Below are 24,484 nucleotides of genomic sequence, written 5' to 3'. Positions count from 1 at the left end.
CGGTTGACAGATGTAGAAGTCTCTAAATGTATACGAAAGATAGACTTCTGTCAACTCTATTGGCTTTAAATTTTTGATGTCGGCGCTTCCAGCGACAATCGGTCAATACCCGCTGCGATCAGCGTTTCCATCTCTGCTTCTGTGGCTCCGTCGGCGATAATCTTTACACCAACCGATTTTGATACGTTTTGACGAAAGGCTAAAGCCGATTCCAACGAAAAGTCGGCCTTCAGCGCACCCGTCTGGTTTTTGATGAAATCAGTTCCGGCGTCAGTCGCCAAGTTAATAGTATGCTGAAGTTGCTCCGGCGACAATAGCGCTGATTCCAGAATAACGGTGACGAATTTCTCCTGAGCGTGTGTAAGGGCAATTAGTTTGGCGAGTTCTATTTTTAACCAGACCGAGTTGGGAGAAAAAAGAGCAGATGTGTTCAGGACTACCTCAATTTCGTTGGCTCCGTCACGTAACGCCCACTCAATTTCGAGTTGTTTGGCTTCGGTACGCTGGTAGCCGAACGGATAGCCAATAACCGTTGCCAGAACCGCCGGATGAACGTCGCCCAGTTCCCGCCGAAATTTCTTTACCCAGAATGGCGATACGGTCAGGCCCGCCATACCGAGCTGAGTCACCTCATCCAACGCGTCGTATTGTTCGTTGATCGTTACGTTGGGTCGGAGTAACGTTCGCTCAATGTAGGGGAAGAGGTGATTCATGGATTAAATGGAGAATGAGTGATTGATAGAATGATTGAATTGCTAGAAAAGCCACTTATTCAATCATTCTATCAATCACTCATTCAAAAGTAAACTAGTTGAAGTATTTCAACTTCACCACTTCTTTCGGATCGAGGAAACGCCATTTGCCACGAGGCAGGTCTTTTTTGGTCAGGCCAGCATACGTAGTGCGGTCGAGTTTAGTTACTTCGTAGCCTAAATGTTCGAAAATACGACGCACGATACGGTTCCGACCTGAGTGAATCTCAATACCTACTACGTAGGCGTCGGGCGTTACGATGCTTAAGGCATCGGGTTTGATAGGACCATCTTCGAGCGTAATACCCTGCTGGATGGTTTCAAAATCTTCGTTGGTGATTGGCTTACTTAACTCAACCTGATAGATTTTACGAATGTTGTTCGATGGGTGGGTCAGTTTATCAGCCAATTCGCCATCATTCGTCAGTAGGAGCAGCCCCGTTGTGTTACGGTCAAGACGACCGACTGGATACATCCGGAAATTACCGGCGTCAGCCACCAGTTCCATAACGGTTTTACGTTCTTCCGGGTCCTCGGTTGTGGTGATATAATCCTTCGGTTTATTCAACAGGACGTAGACAAAACGCTCTGGATTAAGGGTTTTAGTACCATATTTTACGGTGTCGCCCTCTTTCACTTTGAAGCCCATTTCCGTAACGACTTTACCGTTCACCGAAATATCGCCCCGCGCAATCAGTTCGTCGGCTTCCCGACGGGAGCAAACGCCCGAATTGGCAATGTAGCGATTCAAACGAGTCAGCCCATCGTCTGTGGTTTTTGTACGTTTTGGCCGGTCGTTCTCGTCCTGTGTCCGGGGAGCACGCGGTTTATCGTAGCGTTCGGTACGGATTTGTTCGAGGTTATAATCCGGTGCTTTGGAATAGCGACCAATCCGGCGATCGCCCGATTCTTTCCGTTGTTCAGGCGAAAAACGGGGGGCTTCATTCTGATCATCACGGTTCCGGAAACTACGACGGTCTCCACTACGTTTCTCATCGCGGTCAAAGCGATTCCGTTCGTCGGCATCCCGCTGGAAACCGCCTACCCGTTTGAATTTAGGCTTGTCAGAATCGGCGTTCCGATCCCGGTCGAAGCGGGGTTTGTCGTCCCGGTTAAAACGGGGCCGCTCGTCATTGCGGTCAAAGCGTGGTTTGTCGTCCCGATTGAAACGGGGCCGCTCGTCATTGCGATCAAAGCGAGGTTTGTCCTCCCGATTGAAGCGTGGCCGCTCATCGTTGCGGTCAAAGCGGGGTTTGTCGTCCCGATTGAAACGGGGCCGATCATTTTCGGAAAAACGATCGGGTTTATCGCCGAAACGGTTGCTGTTACGGTCGGAACGTGGCCGTTCGTCGTTGCGATCATTAAATCGGCGTTCGTTGCCAAAACGGTTATTGCTACGGTCGAAACCTGGTTTATCGTCTCTGTTGAAACGTGGCCGTTCGTCATTACTGTTCCTGCGTGAGTCGTCGGAACGTCCTTCCCGGCGACCACCCCGAGGGTTGTCGTTCCGGTCGCGGTCAAAACGGGGTTTATCGTCCCGATTGAAGCGTGGCCGTTCATCATTCCGGTCGCGATCAAAACGTGGGCGACGATCGCCGAAACTATCAGACCGTTTGTCGTCGCGATTGAAACGCGGGCGGTCATTGTCTGAACGGTCGTTACGATCTTTATTGAATCGGGGTTTATCATCACGGTTCGTGTCGCGAGAGAAGCGAGGTTTGTCGCTATCGAACCGGTCGTTGCTGCGGTTGAAACGTGGTCGGTCGGCATTAGAATCGCGCGACTCGTCGTTACGTTGTCTGTTAAAGCGGGGGCCGTCATCCCGACGACCGAAGGAACGAGACTCACCGTCACGGCGGTCGTTCTGATCTGAATCTTGATTCATGGAAAAATACAGTAAATCGTACTGCTGTGTCTAAAATATGCGCTGATTATCAGCTTTATTGCTGAAGCGTAGTTCAAAAGGGACGCAAAGTTACAGCTTTTCTGTCTAACCCAGCAATCCCGGCTCGTTTCAAAACGCATTTTATGAAAAAAACAATCCATCGAAACTCTCTTTCGTTAGAGAAAAAAGTTTTCCGTTTAACGTTTTCTGTTTTCAGTGGGCAACGCGGCTGAGTGTCGGCCCACTGAAAACAGAAAACTGACCATAAAACCTATGCCTGCTTTGATGCCCTTATATACGCCACCTCGCCGAGTAGCCGACCAGTCGATTCTTAAAAAATACATGGACTGGCTTTTTATAAAAAAAGGACTGTATTTCCGGGATTATGACGATCTGTGGGACTGGTCTGTAACGGATCTGGAAGATTTTTGGGAAAGTATCTGGCAATTTTTCGATGTTCAGGGGCATTCGCCTTATCGTCAGGTTGTTTTTGAAAATAGCCAGCGCGATATGATCGGTACGGAGTGGTTCCCGGGCGCAACACTCAATTACGCGGAGCATATTTTCCGGCATCGGAACTACCAGCGGCCTGCTATCGTGTTTGGATCGGAAAGGCAGACCCGGTTGTATAGCCTACCCTGGGACACGCTGGAGCGCCAAGTGAATGCGGTTGCTACGTATCTGCGGCAGCAGGGCGTTGGTGTTGGCGATCGGGTTGTGTCGGTGTTGCCCAATATTCCTGAAGCCGTTGTCGCTTTTTTAGCTACCAATTCGCTCGGTGCCGTCTGGTCAAGTTGTTCCCCTGATTTTGGGACGCCCAGCATTCTGGATCGTTTCCGGCAGGTTGAACCTAAAGTACTGATTGCTGCTGATGGTTATACCTATAATGGGAAGCAAATCGATAAAACCGAAGCCATTCGGGAGTTACGTATTAGTCTGCCTACGCTGCAGCGGGTTATCTGGATTCCGTATCTGGACCAGGAAAGCCGCCTGGAGCGGGCAACTCTATGGCAGGAGGTTCTGGAAACGCCAACCCCGGAAGAGCTAACGTTCGAGCCGGTGCCTTTTGAGCATCCTATCTGGATACTGTATTCATCTGGAACAACGGGCAAACCCAAAGCGATTACTCACAGCGTAGGTGGTTGCTTGCTGGAACACCTCAAGACGCTGGCCTTACATCAGGATGTTCGGGTTGGTGAGCGATATTTCTGGTACTCGACTACTGGCTGGATGATGTGGAACTTTGCGCTGGGATCGATGCTGGTTGGCGCTACGTTGGTACTGTACGAAGGATCGGCGAGTTATACGGACCTGACTGTTCTCTGGCGATTGGCGGATGAGGCCCGTATCAATCATTTCGGGGGCGGGGCGGCTTATTATATGGCTTGCTTACGGGCCGGGCTGAAACCCATAGAAATGTTTCGACTGGCTAATCTGAGAACTATTGGCTCTACAGGCTCTCCGCTGCCACCAGAGGGTTTCCGATGGGTGTATGAAAACATAAAACCCGATGTCTGGTTAATTTCGTTTAGCGGAGGTACGGACGTTTGCAGTGGTTTTGTAGGTGGAAACCCTCTTTTGCCAGTCTACGAAGGGGAAATTCAGTGTCGGCTGCTAGGGTGCAAAGTAGAAGCCTTCAACGACAACGGGCAACCTGTGCGCGGAGAACTGGGTGAGATGGTTATTCTCAAACCGATGCCGTCAATGCCTATTTATTTCTGGAACGATCCGGGCAACGAGCGCTATCGGAAAAGCTATTTTGATACGTATCCGGGTGTCTGGCGTCATGGCGATTATATCCAGATCACCGAACGAAATGGAGTCATTATTTACGGTCGATCGGATGCTACGTTAAACCGGGATGGCGTACGTATCGGTACAAGCGAAATATACAGCGCCGTTGAGAGCTTACCCGAAATTGCGGATAGTTTGATTGTTGGCCTTGAACAGCCCGGCGGCCGTTATTTTATGCCGTTGTTTGTTGTTTTACGCGATGGATTTGCCTTGTCTGCTGAACTCGTTACCCGAATTAAACAAACGTTGCGGAGCCAGTTTAGCCCGCGTCACGTACCCGATGCCGTCTATGCGATTGGTGAAATACCTTATACCATTAGTGGCAAAAAGCTGGAAACACCTGTGAAGAAGATCTTGTCGGGAACCGACGTATCGTTAGTGGCGGCTAAAGATACGTTACGTAATCCGGCAGCACTGGATCAGTTTACCGAATTTACGATTGAACGATAAATGGAATAGCCCGCTGCCTACCAGCATGCTGGTAGGCAGCGGGCTATTTTTCGTGAATTAACTGACTCCCCCTCTCCCTAATAATTTCTCCGCAAAATGCTCGTCGGCCAGTAGCTTCTTAATAATATCTATATCGCTATCATTCAGTAAATCGCTGATACTGACCTGATATAAGCTAGCCAATTCCTGTAGTTTATTAATTGAAGGTTGAGTCTGGCCACTTTCCCATTTGCAGTAAGCTGGTTGAGTCATGCCGATCGAAAAGGCTATGTATTCCTGTGAATAACCAAACAGCTGACGCAACCGACGCAACTTTTCTGATAAGACTAGCATACATCAAGAGTTTATGAATTACTTGTACTAAAAAAGTATACTATTCCTCATAGATTATGTAGAGTACTGTGGGATTGGTTGGTAGATAAACCATACGGTCGGGCATATGTTTTGGATTGCTTTGGCTAGTTAAATAGGCCAAGATTGAGCCAACGGCCCACCGGAAGAGGTTATGAAATTATAACTAAAAGCTATGAAACTATAAAAGTCGGTTATCAGAACGTAACGCTAAAACCCCCCAACTTTGTCCCATCCAAACGGTAGAACGGTTTAGCTATCTTAACTACCTGCCTTTGTGAAGCGGCTGCCGAAAAGCATATAGAGTAGGCATAACTCAATTTAATCTCGTTATGAAAACGTTCGATTTTTCGACCCTCGGTGTTGAGGAGCTAACTAATCAGGAAATGATCAATAATCAGGGTGGTGGTGATAACACAAGCCTGTTAAATATTGGCTCAATCGCCATTGGCGATCTGGTTGATCTAAGTAACAACAGCCTGCTTAACGGAAATTACGCGCTGTTTAGTGGTAACTCAACCGATGTAAGTCCCAGCACCGGTATCGGCATTAGCATTAGTACGAGCCGGTCATAAGCTCTTACTGCGAGTGTAATCGATTTAGTGAGTTAATTTTTGTTTCATCTAATTATCAACCTCGTTATGAAAACGTTCGATTTTTCGACCCTCGGCGTCGAGGAGCTGACCAATCAGGAAATGATCAACAATCAGGGTGGTGGCGATACAACCAGCATCGGAAATATTGGTGGCATTGCAATAGGTGATTTAGTGGATGTAAGTGGTAATAAAGTGCTGGACGGTAGCAGTTATCTGTTCAGCGGAAATAACTTCAATCTCAGCCCGATTACGGATCTGACCGCCATTACTAACTTCAGTCGGTCATAACGTAAAACGGTTTCAGAAAAACTGACCGATACGTTTATCGACTCAGTATTGTTTCACTTAAACTTTAATCTCGTTATGAAAACGTTCGATTTTGCGACCCTCGGCGTCGAGGAGCTGACCAATCAGGAAATGATCAACAATCAGGGTGGTGGCGACACAACCAGCATTGGCAACATCGGTTCTATACTCGTTGCTGATTTGGTAAATGTCAGCGGTAATAGCGTACTAAATGGCGACAGTGCGCTGTTTAGTGGCAACTCAACCAGCGTGAATCCAATAACGAATCTTTTGTTCGGATTTAGTTCGAACCAATCATAGCCGATTAGGTCAGGCTGAGTAACAGCCTCCCATATTAGTTGTAAGCAGGGATTTAGCCCGGAGACAGGAAATCGTTTTAACGTTTCCGGCTCAGGGGTGAAATCCCTGCTTTTTAGTTATGCGTATATAATGACTTACTCAACGATATCATGAACGAAAATAACCCATCTTATGGGCTAGTCACTTATCTGCCCAGGGTAAGTGTTCGGAGCCAGGTAATCTATTCCACGGTCCTCGGGGTAGTATTGCTGACATTGCTGGCTCTGCCCTTTATTTATGTCGACGTATCGGTCCAGGCCAACGGTATAATCCGGCCGGTTTCAGAGCGTAGCGAGGTTAAGGCAACGGCTGGTGCTGTGATTGAGAAGGTGCTGGTACGTGAGTGGCAGCCGGTCAGACGAGGTGATCCGCTTTTTCAACTGCGTTCCGATGCGCTGGATACCCGTAAACAGTTGATCGATAAACAAATTCAGGAAAAACAATCGTTTATCCGAGATCTAAACCAGCTTACCCAAAAATCCTGGAAAGAGGTTAACGGGCTCTATGCTCCGCTCTATCGGCAGGAATACAATCAGTTTCGGGCGGTTGTTGAGGAGAGCTGGAATTTGCAGGAAAAGCGTAAACGGGAGTTCGAAACAGCTCAGTCGTTATATTCTCAGAAAGTAATTGCCCGCCTGGAGTACGAAGATGCTTTGTATGCTCACAAAGCCGCCATGGCTCGCTACAATACGTTGGTTCAGCAGCAACGTAGCGACTGGCAGGTTGATCTAACGCAGAGTCGGCGCGACCTGGCTAATCTGGAAACAGAAGCCAAACAACTTCGCGAAGAACAGGAACTATACGTATTGAAAGCGCCTGTTGGCGGTACGGCCTCACAATTGTCGGGGCGATACGCAGGCAGCTACGTTCAACCGGGCGATGTACTGGCCATTGTTTCACCCGATTCGACATTGATTGCCGAAACCTACGTTTCCTCCAAAGATATTGGCTTGTTGAAGCAAGGGCAGCCAGTACGTTTGCAGGTCGATGCTTTTAATTACAATCAGTGGGGACTTCTGACCGGACGGGTTATTGATATCGCCAACGACTTTACGACCACCAATGGTGAGCCTGTTTTCAAAGTCCGCTGCCAGTTAGAGCGGCCTTATCTGAGTCTATCCAATGGCTATCAGGGCCGTCTGAAAAAAGGAATGACAGTACAGACTCGCTTTCAGGTAGCCCGACGCTCTATTTTCCAGTTACTCTACGACAAAACCGACGATTGGCTCAATCCGGCCATCAATACTCAGAAAACGGCTACGGCATCTACGCAGAAGGAGGGCGGTAAAACACTATGAGTACTACGCAGGAGCGTCCAAACGGAACAGAGAATGGCATGCTAACACGCGTTCGGGAGTGGTTGGCTGAAAAGAGTATAAGCAGCCGGGTAAAAATCAAGCAGCGCGATATAACGGATTGTGGAGCCGCTTGTCTGGTTTCGGTAGCCGCGTATTACCGCTTATTGTTGCCGGTGGCCCGGATTCGGCAATTAGCCGCTACGGATCAAAAGGGAACAACAGTACTGGGTATGGTTGAAGCGGCCCAGAAGCTGGGCTTTCAGGCGAAAGGCGTTAAAGCTCCTTTTGAAAGTCTCTCGAAAATTCCTCAGCCAACCATTGCCCACGTAACGATTCCGAATAGCCAGCTCCAGCACTACGTTGTCATCTACCGCGTTACGTCGGAACAAATCACCGTCATGGACCCTGCCGATGGCAAACTGCATCCGTTGAGCCCTGACGAGTTTAAAGCCGTCTGGACAGGTTTGCTGGTTCTGCTGGTTCCCGACGAAACGTTTACAGTAGGTAACGAGAAAGTGTCGGTGTTGCAGCGGTTCTGGCAGTTGTTGCAGCCGCATAAGGCGGTGATGTTTCAGGCGTTGTTTGGGGCGCTGATTTATACCATTCTGGGCTTATCGTCAGCTATTTATATTCAAAAGATAGTTGACAACGTACTGGTTAATGGAAATCGAAACTTACTGAACCTGCTCAGTGTAGTCATGATTGGATTGCTGATTCTGCAAATATTCATCGGTTCTACCAAAAGCTTTTTCAACATAAAAACGGGACAACGTATCGATGCTGCGCTGATTCTGGGCTATTACAAGCATCTGATGACATTGCCGCAATCGTTCTTCGATACTATGCGGGTCGGGGAAATTATCTCGCGGGTGAACGATGCCGTCAAAATTCGCACCTTTGTCAACGACATTGCGCTAAGCGTACTCGTTAACGTACTGATTGTCATTTTCTCGTTTGGGCTCATGTTTACCTATTACTGGAAACTGGCCTTGATTCTGATTCTGATTGTGCCTTTCTACGCTGGTATTTATTGGGTTATGAATACATTTAACCAACGCTATCAGCGTAAACTGATGGAGAATTCGGCCGATCTGGAAGCGCAACTGGTTGAGTCGCTGAACGCGATGCCAACCATCAAGCGATTTGGTTTGGAGGAATACGCCAGTCAGAAAACAGAGAATCGCTTTGTGGCGTTGCTGCAAACGATCTTTCAGACGGGGAGCGCCGGTATTTACGCCGGAAATGCGTCGGAGTTTGTGACCCGATTATTTACCATTATCCTGCTTTGGGTTGGAGCCAGCTACGTATTGGAAAACGACTTGACGCCTGGCGAATTGCTTTCCTTTTATGCCCTGATTGGCTATTTCACGGGTCCGGCGGCCAGCCTGATTGGGGCAAACCGGAGTGTTCAGGAAGCCTTGATTGCTGCTGACCGGCTGTTCGAAATCATGGATCTTGACCGCGAATCGAACGAAAATAAAGTGCAGTTACAGCCTGACATGGTTGGCGCTATTCGTTTTCAGAACGTTACGTTCCGATACGGTAATCGGGCTACGATTTTCGATGATCTTGTACTGACCATGCCGAAAGGGAAAATTACGGCGGTAGTAGGCGAGAGCGGCTCGGGTAAATCAACACTGATGTCGCTCGTGCAGGGTTTATATCCGTTGCAAAGTGGGAGCATTCATATTGGCGACTATGATATCAAGCATTTGCATCCCGACAGTTTACGCCGGGTGGTCAGCGTAGTGCCGCAAAAGATTGACCTGTTTGCCGGTAACGTAATCGACAATATTGCCATTGGCGAGGAAGAGCCCGATATGCAGCGGCTCCTGTCGATCTGCGATCAGTTGGGTATTACTGAATTTATTGAACGAATGCCGAGTGGGTTCAAAACGTATCTGGGAGAAAACGGTGCTACGTTGTCGGGTGGGCAGCGTCAGCGGTTAGCCATTGCCCGAGCCTTGTACCGACAGCCCGAAGTGTTGATTCTGGATGAAGCTACGTCGGCACTCGATACGGTGTCGGAGCAGTTCGTACAACGTACTGTACAGCGTCTTCGCAAGGAAGGGAAAACCATTATTATTATCGCTCATCGGCTGAGTACCGTTCGCAAGGCCGATAAAATTATCGTGCTGGAGCAGGGAAAGGTTATTGAAGAAGGTAAACATGTGGATTTGCTGAAAAACGGGAAGGCGTATTCGCACTTCTGGCAACAGCAAACAGAAGTAATGTAACGTACTGATATGGCCTAAACGTAGGGCTGGAACGTTAAAAAATCATAATAAATACCGTTCGCTACTACCTGTAATTCGCTCATAGCGAGACTGTTTTTTGTCGTTCAGTATTTTTTTGACCCGTAAGCGACCTTGTGGCAAACATTTCGCTATATTCGATACGTTTAGGGGTATATACCAATGTGTTAACGAAGGCACGAACGAATGGCGTCAGAAGAGAACTTCAATACTAATCCGGAGGGGGCAAAAGGCTCCCGTACCGAGATTCATAATAGTAAGGCAACGGTTCGGCTACCCATGCTGTTAGGGATAACGCTGGCAGGAGGGATGCTGATAGGCGCTACGTTTTTTGGCGGGACAAAAAGCCTGAATACCATCGGGCGGGGCTATACTAAATACCGGGAAATTTTACAGCTGATCGAAAATAACTATGTCGATACGGTCAATACCGACGAGCTGGTTGATTATTCGATCTCGAAAATGCTCGAGAAGCTGGATCCGCATACGGCTTATATGAATCCACAGGACGCTATTGCGGCTCGTTCGCAACTGGAAGGTGGTTTCGACGGAATCGGGGTTGAATTCAACATCTATAAGGATACGGTGTACGTAGTGACGCCATTAGCGGGTGGCCCGTCCGAAACAGCCGGTATTCAAAGTGGCGATAAAATTATCAAAGTAGATGAAACGCCACTGGCCGGTAAAAAAATCGAGAACAGTGCTGTGTTTAAAGCGTTACGCGGAAAACGGGGCACAGACGTTCGACTGACGATTTTACGTAAAGGTGAAAAAACGCCTAAAGTGTTCACCATCACACGTGATCGCATTCCAACCTACTCGGTCGATGCTGCTTACATGGTGGATAATAAAACGGGGTATATTAAAGTCAACCGTTTCTCGGAGACGACTTACGATGAATTCAAAACTGCGCTTGGTTCGCTGAAGTCGCAGGGAATGACGCAGTTGCTGATGGATTTGCGGAACAACCCCGGCGGTTATATGGACCGGGCAACGAGCATTGCCGATGAATTTATTTCGGGCAACAAATTACTGGTCTATACCGACGGAAAAGATAACCGATATGACCGTCAGACATTCGCCCGGATTTCTGGCCTGTTTGAAGATGGTCCATTGGTCGTGCTAATCGACGAAGGAAGTGCGTCGGCTTCTGAGATTGTGGCTGGTGCCTTGCAGGATCATGATCGGGCACTGATTGCTGGTCGTCGCTCATTTGGTAAAGGACTGGTTCAGATGCCTGTGCAGCTGTCGGATGGGTCGGAACTACGATTGACTATTTCGCGGTATTACACGCCGAGTGGCCGGAGTATCCAGAAACCATACGTACCAGGCCAGGAAGGTGATTATGAGAAGGATCTGGAACAGCGGTCACGTCGGGGGGAATACTACATCGCCGATTCGATCAAGAACGATCCTAAGCTGAAGTTCAAAACGGATGGTGGCCGCGTCGTGTATGGTGGTGGCGGTATTACGCCCGACTACTTTATTCCCCGCGACTCGACCTGGCAAACGAGCTATCTGGTACAGCTCTACAGCAAGAATATCATCCGTGAGTTTGCCATGGAATATGCCAACGAAAATCAGAAGAAGCTGGAAAAGCTGCCTTTCACTGAGTTTGATAAGGCTGTTACGATTGGCGACGAACAGATGAACAAACTAGTGAAACTGGCAACGGCTGGGAGTATTAAGTTCAACGAAAAAGAATTTAACCGGTCGAAAAACTACATTCGGACGCAGGTCAAAGCGCTCGTTGCCCGTTCTGTTTATCAGAAAAACAATAAGGGTGGGCAGAACAACGAATTCTTCCGCGTCATCAGCGAGTCAGACGATACGTATCAGAAAGCACTCAAGCTCTTCGATCAGGCCGACAAACTTGAACACGGTATGTTCACCTACAATAAGCCGGAGAAGAAATAGTTTTCAGTTTTATGAGTTTATAGTTTTCAGTGGGCTTACGCAAAACAGCTTCATACACTGAAAACTATAAACTCATAAAACTGAAAACTATTTCTTACTGAACTGATACGCCAGACCCAGGTAGGTTTGCATAATGCCGTACTTGAAGTCCTTGCGTGAGTAGGGCGATATTTCGAAAGCGGCTCGTAGATTTGGTATAAAAGGCACTTTTGCCCGAACACCAAAATGGAGCGAATACCCTTCTAATACGTCGCGACTGTCGAGTCCATTCAGGAAGTTGACTCGAACTCCCACACCGGTATAGTATTTCACCTGTTCTCGTCGCACTACGTTGATCAATGGGCATAGCGTCGTGCTTAACGATTCAAAAGCGGTATTGGTCTGAAACCGGGCATCAACCCAGAACGCGCGGTCGGCATTCGTACTGACCGACACGACGGAATTAAACGGATAGTAGGCTACAGAAGCCTGGCCAAAGGCAGCAGCGGTAACGCTAAAGAGAAGTGCGGTCAAGATGTGTTTCATGGCCGCAAAACAACAACTTTCTAGTCAGAAATAAAGTCGGCTACCGCGTAAAACGACTGATTGGCACCAAACTATTGACTTATAAAAACGGGCGAAGGCATGGATCTTATCCATACCTTCGCCCGTTTTTATAGTATTCGGCAAGTTATCGCATCATTTTGTTCAGCTTGCCGGATGCCTGCATCGTATTCATTTTTTTCATCATCTTACGCATCTCATCAAACTGTTTCAGCAGGTTATTTACTTGCTGAATATTGGTGCCACTACCTGCTGCAATACGTTTCTTACGGCTACCATCGATGATATCGGGACGTTGACGCTCCTTGGGTGTCATGGAGCTGATAATCGCTTCGATGGGTTTGAATGAGTCGTTGTCGATATCCAGATCCTTGATCATTTTTCCCATTCCCGGAATCATGCCCAACAGATCTTTTACGTTACCCATTTTCTTGATCTGCTGAAGCTGGCTCAGGAAGTCGTCGAAGTCGAACTGGTTTTTACGCATCTTGGCATTGATACGCTTTGCTTCTTCTTCGTCGAATGCCTGCTGAGCCCGTTCTACCAGCGAAATAACGTCGCCCATACCTAGAATCCGGCTAGCCATCCGGTCAGGGTAGAATACGTCGAGGGCTTCCATTTTTTCGCCCGTACTGATGAACTTGATTGGCTTATTAACGACCGTTTTGATTGAAAGAGCCGCACCACCACGGGCGTCACCGTCCAGTTTAGTCAGGACAACACCATCAAAATCAAGCCGATCGTTAAAGGTTTTGGCCGTGTTTACCGCATCCTGCCCGGTCATTGAGTCAACAACGAACAACGTTTCCGTCGGACTGATAGCCCGTTTAACGGCTTCAATCTCCTGCATCATAGCCTCATCCACAGCCAGACGACCAGCCGTATCGACAATCACGATTTTTTTGCCGGTCTTGCGGGCTTGCGAAATAGCGTTCTGCGCGATCTGAACGGCGTTTTTATTCTCTGGCTCTGAGTATACCTCAACACCCACCTGTTCGCCAAGCACTTTTAGCTGATCGATAGCCGCCGGGCGATAGATGTCGGCCGCAACCAGCAGTACGTTACGTCCCTGCTTTTTGAGATAGGAGGCCAGTTTTCCAGAAAAAGTGGTTTTACCAGATCCCTGCAGACCAGCAATCAAAATAACGGCGGGGTCTCCTTTGATGTTGATTCCCTGCGCTTCACCACCCATGAGGTCCGTCAATTCTTCCTGCACGATTTTAACGAACAGCTGACCTGGCTCTACGGAGATCAATACTTTGCGATCAAGGGCCTTGTCCCGGATTCGGTCGGTAATGTCTTTGGCAACTTTATAGTTAACGTCAGCGTCCGTTAAGGCACGGCGCACTTCTTTAATAGTTGAAGCGACGTTAATTTCGGTAATGCGGCCTTGCCCTTTGAGGGTTTTTATGGCCTTATTAAGTTTATCCTGAAGGTTCTCGAACATAGTCTATTACAAACGATAGCACAAAGATAACAGTTTCCAGCGGCCATTAATTGCCAGTACGTAACAAGGGCAGCATCTTAAACGACAGATTTGTTCGTTAAGTATCCCGTTAGAGACTATTCTTTGGGTAAAAATCAGCTGATTTCTTAGTTATTTGGCTGTTGACGAAAAATATGTTTGCTTCAATTGTAGAGATACAATATAATGTTTGGCATTATAGTTGATAGGGAAGAATAGAGCTGAGTTTATTTTGACTTTAATACAAATTTATGAGGTAATTATACTAATCTAGTTGCTATATTTGGTAACGATCATTGTTTCATACAAAGGTCACCAAAAGGCCGCCGGAGTAACTTTGACCAAATAACCTCATGAGAACGAACTTAATCAGGAACGTAAATGGCTATATAGCCTTTGTATTAGTAGTTACTTGCCCATTTTTGGCTGCACCGGCTCATGCCATCTCAACACAGAATGCATCACCGGCGGCTTCTAAACCAGCTGTGTTGATTAGCCGACCAGGAACGGATAAAACAGCTAAATCGCCTGTTTTAGTACGAAATACGTCGACAAAAGAAGAAACGCCACCGGTTGATGCAACAGCTCCTAAGGAGACGAAAACGCACGATAAAAAAACGATTAGTCGTTGCTGGAAACGGCTAATGGACATGGTTCGTGAAGCGAATCATACGCATAAACAAAGCAATAAATAACAAGTTTTCAATACAGCTAAATGCCGCTTAGAAGCTAACTCTAAGCGGCATTTCTATTTTATTTTCAATCATGAAATCTGCTGTAATTTAATGATCCGATAATACTGGCGCTTCTATTTTTGCGATTGTTTACTCTCTGATTTTATCAGCATTTGGTCGATGAATAGGGAGAAACAACACCATTCTTCCTTCAGTAGAGGGTGACTTCTCAAACCAACGAAACAATGCGCTTACTTTTTTCTCTTTTATTCTGTAGTATGTTGACGTTGCAACTCAGTGTGGCTCAGCAATCTAATTCTATCAACGTTGCTACGTATAACCTACGCTACGACACTAAAAATGATGGCATCAACGCCTGGCCGAATCGGAAAGAGAACGTAAAGGATCTGATTCGTTTCCATGAGTTCGATCTATTCGGTACGCAGGAAGCGTTACGTCATCAACTGACCGATATTGCTGAACTAAAGGATTATGCTTTTTTCGGCGCAGGCCGCGACGATGGTAAGGAAGCAGGCGAACATTCGGCAATTTTTTACCGGAAAGATCGATTTAAAATTCTCCAGTCGGGTAATTTCTGGCTGAGCGAAACGCCCGATAAGCCCGGCAAAGGATGGGACGCTACGTGCTGTAATCGAATCTGCTCCTGGGCTAAATTTTCTGACCTAAAGACCAAAAAAGAATTTTTCTTTTTCAGTGTTCACTTCGATCATCAGGGGGTTGAAGCCCGTCGGGAATCGGGGAAATTAATGGTGACTAAGATTAAGGAAATCGCAAAAAATACGCCGGTGATTCTGGTGGGTGATTTGAATTCTACGCCGGAAACGGAACAGGTAAAAACGATTCAGACCCTATTAAACGATTCACATAACGTAACGGCAACACCACCATATGGCCCTGAAGGCACGTTCAATGCCTTCAAATTCGATGCGCCAATGGACAAACGTATCGACTATATTTTTGTTAGCAAGCAGTTCGACGTATTGAAATATGGTGTATTGACAGACGCTAAAGAAAAACGTTACCCATCTGACCATCAGCCGGTTGTTGCAAAAGTGGTTCTGAAGTAGGCAACTACTACGAACGTATTTAAACGGTTGATCTGTCATTCCGACCGGTCCGCCGGTGCGGCAGGAGGAATCTTTTGTAAAAGCAAAGAATCAACTAGCTCCCCAAGATTCCTCCTGCCGCACCGGCGGACCGGTCGGAATGACAGATCAAACCTCTTTTTAGGAAGTTTAATCAATCTGTTACGTATAAAAAAAAGCGACGAGGCTGCCTCATCGCTTTTTTTTATACGTAACAGATTGATTAACGTGACGAAGAAACTTTCGCGGCCGATGATTTCTCTTTATCCAGAATTTTTTTCACGGCCTCACGCTGATCGTCACGGACGGTTGGATATTTGATTCCTAACTGTTCCAGATACGTTTTGTATTTGCCTGGGTCGTAGTAGAATGGCTCCAGCTTTGGTTTGAATTCGGCCATAATCTTCTTGTTCAGATAGATAGCTGGCTGTTCTTTCGGGCTGATGAGTGGTTCGTATTTAATATCTTTCGTTTGCTCGTCTTTATAATACGCCCAGGCGTCTTTAATGAGTTCTGGTTTCATCAGTAAGTCAAGCAGCGTCATGGCTTCGGCTTTCGCGCCATAAACGATTCCTTTGTGCGCAATGGGCGTTGCCATCGAAATGGCGTTGGCCCAGTGGTGGCCTGGCATTCCAGGAATGTTACTTGGATAACGTAGCACGATGGTTGGCAATGACCACGAAATGTCAGCGATGTCGTCGGAACCGCCACCGCCCATCGATGCCATCGGCTGGCCACCCATCATCATGGTTGGTGCTGCCGACGTGGGCATGCTCATCGAATCCAGTTTGGTGGCTAAACCGTCTACTTTAGGCGCCTGTAACTCAATTTGAGAAGCTCTGGCCAATAACTGATCGTCTTCCGACCAGGTTGGCAGCCCTACTTTTTTGATGTTTTCGTAGGCCGCCAGAGCCATCGCTTTGTTGGTATGAACGGGCCAGGCCGATCCCAGAATTTCGTAGGTGAATTTGGTATCGGTCATCATAGCTGCACCTTCCGCAATCTTAACGCCCGTTTCGAACAGTTTCTTTATTTTTGGATACGTCCGTTCGCGGAAGTAGTACCAAACGGCCGCTTTTGACGGTACTACGTTAGGTTGGTCGCCACCGTCGGAAACAACGTAGTGTGAACGCTGGGTAAGTTCGAGGTGTTCACGGCGGAAGTTCCAGCCGATGTTCATCAGTTCAACCGCATCCAGGGCGCTACGTCCGCGCCAGGGCGCACCGGCAGCGTGAGCAGCCTGTCCTTCAAAATTGAATTTTACGGATACCAGACCATTGTTGCCATTATCCCCCCACGAAACGCCCAGGTTGTTCCCCACGTGGGTGAAAATACAGGCGTCAACATTTTTGAAATAACCATCGCGAACGTAGAAGGCTTTCGTGCCAACCAGTTCTTCGGCAACGCCAGGCCAGAGCATTAACGTACCCGGAATCTTTTCCCGTTCCATCAGTTTCTTGACGGCTAGTACGGCAACAATGTTGAGCGCTTGCCCTGAATTATGCCCTTCACCGTGGCCGGGAGCTCCCTCTACGATGGGATCTTTGTAAGCCACCCCCGGTTTTTGACTCGCTTTCGGAATACAGTCGATATCGGAGCCGATTGCGATCAGTGGTTTTCCCGAGCCCCAGGTAGCGATCCAGGCCGTAGGTATGTTGGCAACGCCTTTCTGTACCGTAAATCCTTCTTTTTCAAGCAGACTTGTTAAATAGTTGAATGATTCTTCTTCCTGGAAACCAAGCTCTGCAAAGCTGAATAGTTTGTCGTTGATTTGCTGGGCCAACTCTTTGTTCGCTTCGACGGCGGCTACAGCTTCCTGCTTTAGTTTGTCGAGCTTGTCGTTGGATTTAGCCGTTTTTTTCGCCTGGCCAAAAAGTAGCACAGGTATCAAAAGCAAGGCCGATACTAATTTAGTACAGTTTTTCATTGGGAATGCCAAATTTTATAGGGTATGATTGGGTAGTACATCATAAAAATACGGCAAAAGCTTGCTTTTTAGAAGATTTAATTTGAAAAATTTACTGCTTCACATTCTTTATAAATGGTATATGAACCATTAGTTGCAGAGAACGGGAGGTAGCCGTGCGGGTGACACCGTCCAAAACAAAATGTGGCATAGTGCGACATTCAATATTTATATGTCGTTTTTTCGCAATTGGGATAACTGCGCCTATCCCCGCTAAATAGCCAATGCCAATATTTGTCCTGTTTAAAATGGTAATATCTGCATCCAGGTTTAAGCTACTACCCGAATACTTGCCAGATACATTTGTAGATAGAGTAGGAACAAGACCTGCTTTGAGGTACCATCGTATAGCATGGTCGGCAAATATGTAACGTCCAGTAAGCGGTAAGGCAAAATAAGTTTCGCTAAACGAATAAAGTCGGCTATCTACATTTGATGGATTGAGTGGGTCAGTTAGAGGGATACTACGGCTACCCTTATACCAGCTAGCTAAAATTTCCAGACCGGCTGATAATCTTTTTTGAGGAGCTACCGTGAAAAAGCCTCCTCCTCCCACTGCATATGTTGGACTATAAGAAACGTATGGATTATAATAAACGCTGTTTTGTTTATCCGCAGCACCATATACCCAGCCATTTATAGCGGCTCCTAGTGACAGACCCGCTTCGTAGCGGAATACTTTCTTCGGCTTTTGAATCGATTGGGTTGGGTTTACACAGGTATTATATGCCTTGATGATTTGTTCGAACTTATAACTAGATGGATAAAAGTTGTGGACATTAAACATCTGTTTAAAGGCAGGGCTTTGACACTCTGTCAAATTGTTGCTAAGCATTAATAACGATAAGTTTCCTCGTAGTGGAATAAATCGTTTGTCAGGCAAACGGAGCGCATGCGATAAGTTGCCTTCTGGTTTAAATAAACGATACAAACTAACATAACCCTTTGTCTGCTCCTGCATAAAATAAGCACTAGTACGCCCATCCTCTGTTAGATCGACCGTTAGGTGGTTTATTCCATCTGAATAATAGCCAATAAGCTGGTTTGGTACGTAATCCAGAATTGTTGCTGACTGATTCGGGCGAAAATTGATTAGTTGGACATTTCGTTCACGGATTTCACCCTTAACTGTGTCGCCAGACGCTAAAACGATGTAGCCATTAGTAAAAAATAGCTGTGAGTAAGTGGGATAAGTAGATAGCGTAACTAGAAATATACAGACAATAGCCGGTCGTATAAATGATTTATACATGGTTGTGGTTAAAACTAGAAAGAATATGGTTTACTGTTGCAATAAATATACCAATGTATCGAAAATGTATGCACTACTTGATCGGTAGAGAATAGCCCTAAAAGGAAACTGCTTTCAATTTCACCCGTTGCCCCTAATTCACTACTTTTGCGCCGGGTCGCCGGGCGGCCAAGTTTGTATCGTTTTCAATCGTTTATATACCCAAGTCCAATGGAAAAAATTAAAGTAGCAAATCCGGTTGTCGAACTGGATGGCGACGAAATGACCCGCATCATCTGGAAATTTATCAAAGACAAGCTGATTTTGCCCTACGTTGATGTTGACATTAAATATTATGACCTTGGCATCGAATACCGTGATGAAACCAACGATCAGGTAACGATCGACGCGGCTAATGCCATTAAAGAATATGGTGTTGGTATTAAATGCGCGACCATTACGCCAGATGAAGACCGTGTTAAAGAGTTCAATCTGAAGCAGATGTGGAAATCGCCAAACGGTACCATCCGGAACATTCTGGACGGAACGGTTTTCCGGGAGCCAATCGTAATGAATAACGTACCACGTCTGGTTGTGAACTGGAAAGCGCCGATCATCGTTGGCCGTCACGCTTTCGGCGATCAGTACCGCGCTACGGATTTCATTGTACCTGGTAAAGGTAAACTGACGATGAAGTTCGAAGGCGAAGACGGTACGGTGCAGGAGTACGAAGTATTCAACTTCAAAGGTCCAGGTGTTGCCATGGGCATGTATAACGTAGATGAGTCGATCAAAGGATTCGCGCGTTCGTGCTTCAACGTAGCACTGCAAAAAGGCTGGCCATTATATCTGTCGACGAAAAATACCATCCTGAAGAAATACGACGGACGTTTCAAGGATATCTTCCAGGAAATTTACGAAACCGAGTTCAAAGAAACGGGTGTTCATTACGAGCACCGTCTGATCGACGACATGGTTGCTTCGGCCCTGAAATGGGAAGGTAACTTTGTTTGGGCTTGTAAAAACTACGACGGCGACGTACAGTCTGACACCGTTGCACAAGGCTTCGGTTCGCTGGGTCTGATGACCTCGGTTCTGTTGACGCCAGATGGTAACACGATGGAGGCAGAAGCGGCTCACGGTACCGTAACGCGCCACTACCGCGAATATCAGAAAGGCAACAAAACGTCTACAAACCCAATTGCGTCGATTTACGCCTGGACTCGTGGTCTGGCTTTCCGTGGTAAACTGGATGGTAATCAGGAGCTGATCGACTTCGCTAACGCGCTGGAAGATGTTTGCGTTGAAACCGTAGAGAGCGGTAAAATGACGAAGGATCTGGCCATTTCGGCTTTCCCGGATGTGAAAAATCTGGTAGCTGGTGAGCACTATCTGTATACAGAAGACTTCCTGGAAGCTTTAGATGAGAATCTGAAAGCGAAACTGGCGAAGTAATACCAATTGTCAGAACCGGGATTCGCAGGATTTAAATGATTTGCATGATTTTGCTTTCGCTTCAAAAAAGCGGTATTTCAAAAAATCGTGTAAATCATTTAAATCCTGCGAATCCCGGTTCTGACGTATAGTAGGGTGGCACTTTAATTTTCTTTTGGTGTAAACGGTCATCACTTTATGAAACGCATTCTGACTATCGTGGCTTTGGCCCTTTTGTCTGTCACGACATACGCTCACACGCTTACTGGCGATCCGCCCGCAAAACCAATGAAAAATGTTGTTCAGCACATTGTGCTTTTTAAGTTTAAACCCGAAACGACCCAGGCGAAAGTAAAAGAGATAGTGGCTGCTTTTGAAGCGCTCCCATCGAAAATAAAGGAAATCAAAGGCTTTCAGTGGGGAACGAATAATAGCCCTGAAAACCACGCCCATGGCCTAACTCATGCCTTTATTCTGACGTTCGATTCAGAGAAAGATCGGGATACCTACCTGCCGCATCCGGCTCATAAAGAATTTGGGACGGTTGTTGGTCCCTGGATCGGTGAGCTGACGGTTGTTGACTTTACCAACCAGGCTAAATAATAGTTTAGATAATATCCTGATGTCCCAAACAGCAGGATGCTGTTTGGGACAAATTAAGCCTTTACTGTTTTTTGAACGATACGTTTCGGGCTCGGGGAATTGTTACGTTGAAGCCTTTGACCGATTTTTTATCACGCTGAAACGTAATGACGGCACCACCCAACCCGCGCGAACTGGCAGCGGCCTTAAATGTATCCTGACCAGTAGCGACCAAATCAAGATTCACGCCGGGTGCCTGGTTGAGAATTAATTTTCCCCCGCTTTCTTTAAGTGAAAAAGTGGCCTGAGCCTCTTCGGAATAATACGTGCCAATATAGTCCTGTAATGAGTTTGGTTTTACCGAATTGCTGTTTTTTGCCATTGTAGACGTAGCGCTTTCTGATTTAGATGCAGCGTTTTTATCGGATCGATCAGCGACAAACAGGTTTTCGATCTCTTTCACTACGTTGTTGCTGGTCGCGTCGAACTGCGACGTATTACTTAGCCAGGCAATCGATAGCTTTTCCTGAGGATAACGTATCAGTAGAGCCCGATAACCAGCCGTGGAGCCGGTATGATAAACGTAATCCTGGCCTTTGTTTTTCGTGACGTAAAGCCCGGCGGCATATGGATACGTAGTGCCGTTATTAAACACTTCAATGGTTAGCTGTTTGGGTAGTAAGGAAGGGCTACCAAAATGCCCATTCCAGTAGTATTCATTCCATTTCAGGAGGTCTTCGGTGGTGGTGAGAAGGCCGCCGTTTCCGTAGACATATTCATTGGGCATATCGGTTTCGTAACCAGTTGCGGTTTTCTCATAGGCTATAGCCCGATTGGGGACGATACGTCTGAAGTCATCGCGCCATTGCGTATGCGTCATGCCTGCTGGCTCAAACAAATAGTTCTTCGTGTAATCGGCAAGAGACAGACCACTGACTCGTTCCACTAAAATGGCAAACAGATTGTAGTTCGAATTACTGTACAGAAATTCGTCGCCGGGTTTGTGATTCAGCGCTTTCTGATGGATGATAATGTCCAGCGCATCGTCATTGCTATATGTTTTGGTCGTACGTGGCCAACCAGCAATACCAGCTACACTGCCCCAGTCGCGGAAACCGCTGGCATGGTGCATCATCCGACGTAGCGTAATGGGCGTACCATAATCCGGTATTTCGGGGATGTATTTACGAATATCGTCGTCCAATGATAATTTACCCTGCTGCTCCAGGAGGAGAACGGCGGCTGCCGTGAACTGCTTCGATACCGAACCCGCTTCGGTGATGGATTCGGTCGTGAGCGGAATCGTGTGTTCCAGATCGGCCATACCCCAGGCTTTGGAAAAAATTACACTTCCATTTCTGGAAATAGAAAGCTGGCAGCCAGGATTCTGTGGCAAATAACGATCAAAGATTTTGTCGATTCGAGCGAGCGTATCAGCGCTTAGCTGGGCGAACGAATCAACCGGGCTAATGACGAGAAAGAGGAGTATCAGGATGCGTTTCATAGAAGAAGTGTCAGGATGGGATCACTTCAGTCAAAGAAACGAAAAAAGGAGAAACGACATAGGGATGCTACGTCCTTTCTCCTTTTCGTCTTAAAGACTCGCCTAATAATTTAACACGTCCTGAATGTTGAGGCTAAATCCGACAAGTACATCTTCGCCGGAAAGCGTATCGCTGAATGCTTTGGTTTCGGGCGTTGTCTGGGGACGATAAATGGTTGTTGTCTGGGTTTTGGGATCAACCATCCAGCCTAGCCGGACGCCATTGCTAATCCACTTTTCCATTTTTAGCTGCAACTCCTCTACGTTATCAGATTCGGATCGGACCTCAATGACGAAATCCGGGCATACATGAGCAAACTTTTTTAACTCTTCCGGCATAACGGTCATCAACCGTTCTTTGCTGATCCAGCCAACATCCGGTGCTCGCATTGATCGGTCGGGCAACGTATAACCGCCATTGGATTCTGACGTTCGACCTGCTTTGGTCTGGCGATTCCAGTTACGAACTTCGCCGAAGAGTTCTCCACTTGTAAAGCTACTTTCTAGTCCGGTGGGGGACATAATAATAATATGGCCTGTTTCGTCGCGCTCTATACGTAGTTCGGGATTTGCCAAACAGAACGCATAGAGTTCGTCGTCCGAAAACACATTCAGATTAGGCGGTATCGTTAGCGTAATGGCCTGCATAGCTTTTGACGTTTTATCAAATATACAAAAAAGAAAAGGCTGAAGTTTAGCAAGCCTTTCTTCAGGACCATGTAATAGCAACGAGCACGAAGATAGTCTCCGTGCTCGTTGTTAGGATAAGCTTAGCCTCAGCAGATGATCTACTTCACTTTTACGGGTTCGGCGGGAGCCGTTTCGGGCAGCAGGCCCTTACGACGTAGCATAGCATCCATGAATTTCAGGTCGTGCTCGCTATTGAAAATCGAATAAGGCAGATAAATAAACTGGGCCTTGGCCAAACCTTTCGTTACGGTCTTGGCAAACCAGCTGGCCTGTACATTTTTAAGAGCTTCGGCATTGTTCAGGAACAGAATGTAAGCCTCTTTGTCTTTAATAAGATCGCTGATCTGGTCCCATTTCAGGATACCACCTTCCTTTACGTTGATACGCATCAGAATCTGGCGGCTATCAATTTCATAAATATATTTCTGGAAAAGGGCCTTGCTCTGCTCCATCTGCGCAATACCGGTAATCTGAATGGCCCAGAAGAGCACATAGAGAATAGTGAGCAAAACAATAACGATATAAATCCAGTAGTTGGGATAAACCTTCGTCAGGTTGAGAACAACGTTCAGGATAATAAGTCCCAGTGGTACAAATGCCCATTTCCAGTTATCTCGTATCCACTGCCGCAACGCGATGTTAATGTACGTTTTTTGGTCTAATGCGTATTTTTTAGTTTTAACAATCATAGTACTGGCAACGCCAAACGTCAAAATGAAATACAAAGATACGGCGATTTAGCATCTATGATATAGGATGTTGACGGTATAATGCAGGAATTACCGGTAGTTTATAAAGTAACATCAAAATCGGCCTTTTCGGAAGTGTAAGGCATTTATGACGTATTCCTGGTTCGAAGACTGCCGCATCAGTACATAAACGGCAAAGGTCTGACCTTCCGTTGTATAGGTGCCGGTACTATAACGAAGGCGATTGGAAGCGCCCCGGTATACAAATTGAAAGTTTTGTGGTGGATGCTTACGGAAAAATGAACGAAGAATCAGCTCCGCGTGGGTGGATTGGACGGAAGGAAAATCTACTTTTTCAGTATCGATGATTAGTTCCAGTGTTTTGTCAAAGCGGGCCGATAACTGTCCGGCATTCCCTTTCCGTAAGGAGGTTTGTATGGTTTGAATGAGTTCGGTATCAGAAGCCGACTTAACTGGCATAAACCCTATCGTATACAATACTAAAAAAGTTATCAGGGCATTCATGTATCGTAGAATCTGAATAGTATGCTCCATCTATTGGCGAAAATTATGCCAAAAGCATAGCGAATACCGATGATTAACTAGTGAACATGCATA

Annotated in this window: 22 protein-coding genes; 11 read left to right on the top strand and 11 right to left on the bottom strand. The window is 46.7% G+C overall.

Annotation, left to right across the window (positions count from 1 at the left end; translation table 11 throughout):
- Window positions 1-65 precede the first annotated feature (65 nt).
- Both GK108_RS27885 and GK108_RS27880 read right to left on the bottom strand, forming a co-directional pair.
- Window positions 66-713, bottom strand: a complete 648-nt coding sequence (locus GK108_RS27885; protein WP_163954881.1) for a deoxyribose-phosphate aldolase — start codon at window positions 711-713, stop codon at window positions 66-68.
- A 94-nt stretch (window positions 714-807) separates the two neighbouring features.
- Window positions 808-2,637 (bottom strand): pseudouridine synthase, encoded by a 1,830-nt coding sequence (locus GK108_RS27880; RefSeq protein ID WP_163954880.1) that lies wholly within the window; start codon window positions 2,635-2,637, stop codon window positions 808-810.
- 273 nt (window positions 2,638-2,910) lie between these two features.
- Between GK108_RS27880 and GK108_RS27875 the strand changes: the two genes are divergently transcribed.
- On the top strand, window positions 2,911-4,881 hold the full coding sequence (locus GK108_RS27875; protein ID WP_163954879.1) for an acetoacetate--CoA ligase: 1,971 nt from the start codon (window positions 2,911-2,913) through the stop codon (window positions 4,879-4,881).
- 57 nt (window positions 4,882-4,938) lie between these two features.
- Here GK108_RS27875 and GK108_RS27870 read toward each other — a convergent pair whose 3' ends face one another.
- The gene (locus GK108_RS27870) at window positions 4,939-5,214 is read right to left on the bottom strand and encodes a helix-turn-helix domain-containing protein (RefSeq protein WP_163954878.1); all 276 of its coding nucleotides are present in this window, start codon (window positions 5,212-5,214) and stop codon (window positions 4,939-4,941) included.
- 350 nt (window positions 5,215-5,564) lie between these two features.
- Here GK108_RS27870 and GK108_RS27865 point away from each other — a divergent pair, with 350 nt between their 5' ends.
- The 6 genes from GK108_RS27865 (at window position 5,565) to GK108_RS27840 (ending at window position 11,943) form a co-directional block, all read left to right on the top strand.
- Window positions 5,565-5,807: a hypothetical protein gene (locus GK108_RS27865; RefSeq protein ID WP_163954877.1), complete on the top strand. Its 243-nt coding sequence runs from the start codon at window positions 5,565-5,567 to the stop codon at window positions 5,805-5,807.
- Window positions 5,808-5,873: 66 nt separating this feature from the next.
- A complete protein-coding gene (locus tag GK108_RS27860; protein WP_163954876.1) occupies window positions 5,874-6,116 on the top strand; it encodes a hypothetical protein in 243 nt (80 codons plus the stop codon).
- A 75-nt stretch (window positions 6,117-6,191) separates the two neighbouring features.
- Complete coding sequence (locus GK108_RS27855) at window positions 6,192-6,434, top strand: hypothetical protein (protein ID WP_163954875.1); 243 nt, start codon at window positions 6,192-6,194, stop codon at window positions 6,432-6,434.
- A gap of 149 nt (window positions 6,435-6,583) precedes the next feature.
- Entirely contained in the window at window positions 6,584-7,771 is a 1,188-nt protein-coding gene (locus GK108_RS27850) for an HlyD family secretion protein (RefSeq protein ID WP_163954874.1), read from the top strand.
- Between the two features lie 38 nt (window positions 7,772-7,809).
- Entirely contained in the window at window positions 7,810-10,008 is a 2,199-nt protein-coding gene (locus tag GK108_RS27845) for a peptidase domain-containing ABC transporter (RefSeq protein WP_163954962.1), read from the top strand.
- A gap of 204 nt (window positions 10,009-10,212) precedes the next feature.
- A complete protein-coding gene (locus tag GK108_RS27840; protein ID WP_163954873.1) occupies window positions 10,213-11,943 on the top strand; it encodes a S41 family peptidase in 1,731 nt (576 codons plus the stop codon).
- Between the two features lie 87 nt (window positions 11,944-12,030).
- On the opposite strand, the gene GK108_RS27835 is transcribed toward GK108_RS27840, so the two are convergent.
- On the bottom strand, window positions 12,031-12,468 hold the full coding sequence (locus GK108_RS27835) for a hypothetical protein (RefSeq protein ID WP_163954872.1): 438 nt from the start codon (window positions 12,466-12,468) through the stop codon (window positions 12,031-12,033).
- Window positions 12,469-12,613: 145 nt separating this feature from the next.
- Window positions 12,614-13,933: a signal recognition particle protein gene (gene ffh, locus GK108_RS27830; protein WP_163954871.1), complete on the bottom strand. Its 1,320-nt coding sequence runs from the start codon at window positions 13,931-13,933 to the stop codon at window positions 12,614-12,616.
- 371 nt (window positions 13,934-14,304) lie between these two features.
- Between ffh and GK108_RS27825 the strand changes: the two genes are divergently transcribed.
- Both GK108_RS27825 and GK108_RS27820 read left to right on the top strand, forming a co-directional pair.
- On the top strand, window positions 14,305-14,646 hold the full coding sequence (locus GK108_RS27825) for a hypothetical protein (protein WP_163954870.1): 342 nt from the start codon (window positions 14,305-14,307) through the stop codon (window positions 14,644-14,646).
- A gap of 224 nt (window positions 14,647-14,870) precedes the next feature.
- Window positions 14,871-15,713, top strand: coding sequence for an endonuclease/exonuclease/phosphatase family protein (locus GK108_RS27820; RefSeq protein WP_163954869.1), 843 nt, complete (start codon window positions 14,871-14,873; stop codon window positions 15,711-15,713).
- Window positions 15,714-15,954: 241 nt separating this feature from the next.
- On the opposite strand, the gene GK108_RS27815 is transcribed toward GK108_RS27820, so the two are convergent.
- Window positions 15,955-17,658: an amidohydrolase gene (locus GK108_RS27815; protein ID WP_163954868.1), complete on the bottom strand. Its 1,704-nt coding sequence runs from the start codon at window positions 17,656-17,658 to the stop codon at window positions 15,955-15,957.
- A gap of 91 nt (window positions 17,659-17,749) precedes the next feature.
- A complete protein-coding gene (locus GK108_RS27810) occupies window positions 17,750-18,949 on the bottom strand; it encodes a PorT family protein (protein ID WP_163954867.1) in 1,200 nt (399 codons plus the stop codon).
- A 210-nt stretch (window positions 18,950-19,159) separates the two neighbouring features.
- Between GK108_RS27810 and GK108_RS27805 the strand changes: the two genes are divergently transcribed.
- A complete protein-coding gene (locus GK108_RS27805; RefSeq protein WP_163954866.1) occupies window positions 19,160-20,383 on the top strand; it encodes an NADP-dependent isocitrate dehydrogenase in 1,224 nt (407 codons plus the stop codon).
- A 177-nt stretch (window positions 20,384-20,560) separates the two neighbouring features.
- Window positions 20,561-20,965, top strand: coding sequence for a Dabb family protein (locus GK108_RS27800; RefSeq protein WP_163954865.1), 405 nt, complete (start codon window positions 20,561-20,563; stop codon window positions 20,963-20,965).
- Between the two features lie 61 nt (window positions 20,966-21,026).
- Here GK108_RS27800 and GK108_RS27795 read toward each other — a convergent pair whose 3' ends face one another.
- The 4 genes from GK108_RS27795 to GK108_RS27780 form a co-directional block, all read right to left on the bottom strand.
- A complete protein-coding gene (locus GK108_RS27795) occupies window positions 21,027-22,448 on the bottom strand; it encodes a serine hydrolase domain-containing protein (RefSeq protein ID WP_163954864.1) in 1,422 nt (473 codons plus the stop codon).
- 102 nt (window positions 22,449-22,550) lie between these two features.
- Window positions 22,551-23,135, bottom strand: coding sequence for a Uma2 family endonuclease (locus GK108_RS27790; protein ID WP_163954863.1), 585 nt, complete (start codon window positions 23,133-23,135; stop codon window positions 22,551-22,553).
- Between the two features lie 140 nt (window positions 23,136-23,275).
- Window positions 23,276-23,866, bottom strand: a complete 591-nt coding sequence (locus GK108_RS27785; RefSeq protein ID WP_163954862.1) for a YcxB family protein — start codon at window positions 23,864-23,866, stop codon at window positions 23,276-23,278.
- 114 nt (window positions 23,867-23,980) lie between these two features.
- Window positions 23,981-24,346, bottom strand: a complete 366-nt coding sequence (locus tag GK108_RS27780; RefSeq protein ID WP_246225222.1) for a DUF4783 domain-containing protein — start codon at window positions 24,344-24,346, stop codon at window positions 23,981-23,983.
- Window positions 24,347-24,484 lie beyond the last annotated feature (138 nt).

The sequence above is a fragment of the Spirosoma terrae genome (genome assembly GCF_010435915.1).
In the GTDB taxonomy this organism is placed as follows: domain Bacteria; phylum Bacteroidota; class Bacteroidia; order Cytophagales; family Spirosomataceae; genus Spirosoma; species Spirosoma terrae.
This window is presented reverse-complemented; position numbering and strand designations above follow the sequence as displayed.

Excerpts from the sequence above, each read along its gene's own strand:
- GK108_RS27885 (WP_163954881.1), bottom strand. The coding sequence starts at position 713 with ATGAATCACCTCTTCCCCTACATTGAGCGAACGTTACTCCGACCCAAC.
- GK108_RS27880 (WP_163954880.1), bottom strand. The coding sequence starts at position 2,637 with ATGAATCAAGATTCAGATCAGAACGACCGCCGTGACGGTGAGTCTCGT.
- GK108_RS27875 (WP_163954879.1), top strand. The coding sequence starts at position 2,911 with ATGCCTGCTTTGATGCCCTTATATACGCCACCTCGCCGAGTAGCCGAC.
- GK108_RS27870 (WP_163954878.1), bottom strand. The coding sequence starts at position 5,214 with ATGCTAGTCTTATCAGAAAAGTTGCGTCGGTTGCGTCAGCTGTTTGGT.
- GK108_RS27865 (WP_163954877.1), top strand. The coding sequence starts at position 5,565 with ATGAAAACGTTCGATTTTTCGACCCTCGGTGTTGAGGAGCTAACTAAT.
- GK108_RS27860 (WP_163954876.1), top strand. The coding sequence starts at position 5,874 with ATGAAAACGTTCGATTTTTCGACCCTCGGCGTCGAGGAGCTGACCAAT.
- GK108_RS27855 (WP_163954875.1), top strand. The coding sequence starts at position 6,192 with ATGAAAACGTTCGATTTTGCGACCCTCGGCGTCGAGGAGCTGACCAAT.
- GK108_RS27850 (WP_163954874.1), top strand. The coding sequence starts at position 6,584 with ATGAACGAAAATAACCCATCTTATGGGCTAGTCACTTATCTGCCCAGG.
- GK108_RS27845 (WP_163954962.1), top strand. The coding sequence starts at position 7,810 with ATGCTAACACGCGTTCGGGAGTGGTTGGCTGAAAAGAGTATAAGCAGC.
- GK108_RS27840 (WP_163954873.1), top strand. The coding sequence starts at position 10,213 with ATGGCGTCAGAAGAGAACTTCAATACTAATCCGGAGGGGGCAAAAGGC.
- GK108_RS27835 (WP_163954872.1), bottom strand. The coding sequence starts at position 12,468 with ATGAAACACATCTTGACCGCACTTCTCTTTAGCGTTACCGCTGCTGCC.
- ffh (WP_163954871.1), bottom strand. The coding sequence starts at position 13,933 with ATGTTCGAGAACCTTCAGGATAAACTTAATAAGGCCATAAAAACCCTC.
- GK108_RS27825 (WP_163954870.1), top strand. The coding sequence starts at position 14,305 with ATGAGAACGAACTTAATCAGGAACGTAAATGGCTATATAGCCTTTGTA.
- GK108_RS27820 (WP_163954869.1), top strand. The coding sequence starts at position 14,871 with ATGCGCTTACTTTTTTCTCTTTTATTCTGTAGTATGTTGACGTTGCAA.
- GK108_RS27815 (WP_163954868.1), bottom strand. The coding sequence starts at position 17,658 with ATGAAAAACTGTACTAAATTAGTATCGGCCTTGCTTTTGATACCTGTG.
- GK108_RS27810 (WP_163954867.1), bottom strand. The coding sequence starts at position 18,949 with ATGTATAAATCATTTATACGACCGGCTATTGTCTGTATATTTCTAGTT.
- GK108_RS27805 (WP_163954866.1), top strand. The coding sequence starts at position 19,160 with ATGGAAAAAATTAAAGTAGCAAATCCGGTTGTCGAACTGGATGGCGAC.
- GK108_RS27800 (WP_163954865.1), top strand. The coding sequence starts at position 20,561 with ATGAAACGCATTCTGACTATCGTGGCTTTGGCCCTTTTGTCTGTCACG.
- GK108_RS27795 (WP_163954864.1), bottom strand. The coding sequence starts at position 22,448 with ATGAAACGCATCCTGATACTCCTCTTTCTCGTCATTAGCCCGGTTGAT.
- GK108_RS27790 (WP_163954863.1), bottom strand. The coding sequence starts at position 23,135 with ATGCAGGCCATTACGCTAACGATACCGCCTAATCTGAATGTGTTTTCG.
- GK108_RS27785 (WP_163954862.1), bottom strand. The coding sequence starts at position 23,866 with ATGATTGTTAAAACTAAAAAATACGCATTAGACCAAAAAACGTACATT.
- GK108_RS27780 (WP_246225222.1), bottom strand. The coding sequence starts at position 24,346 with ATGCCAGTTAAGTCGGCTTCTGATACCGAACTCATTCAAACCATACAA.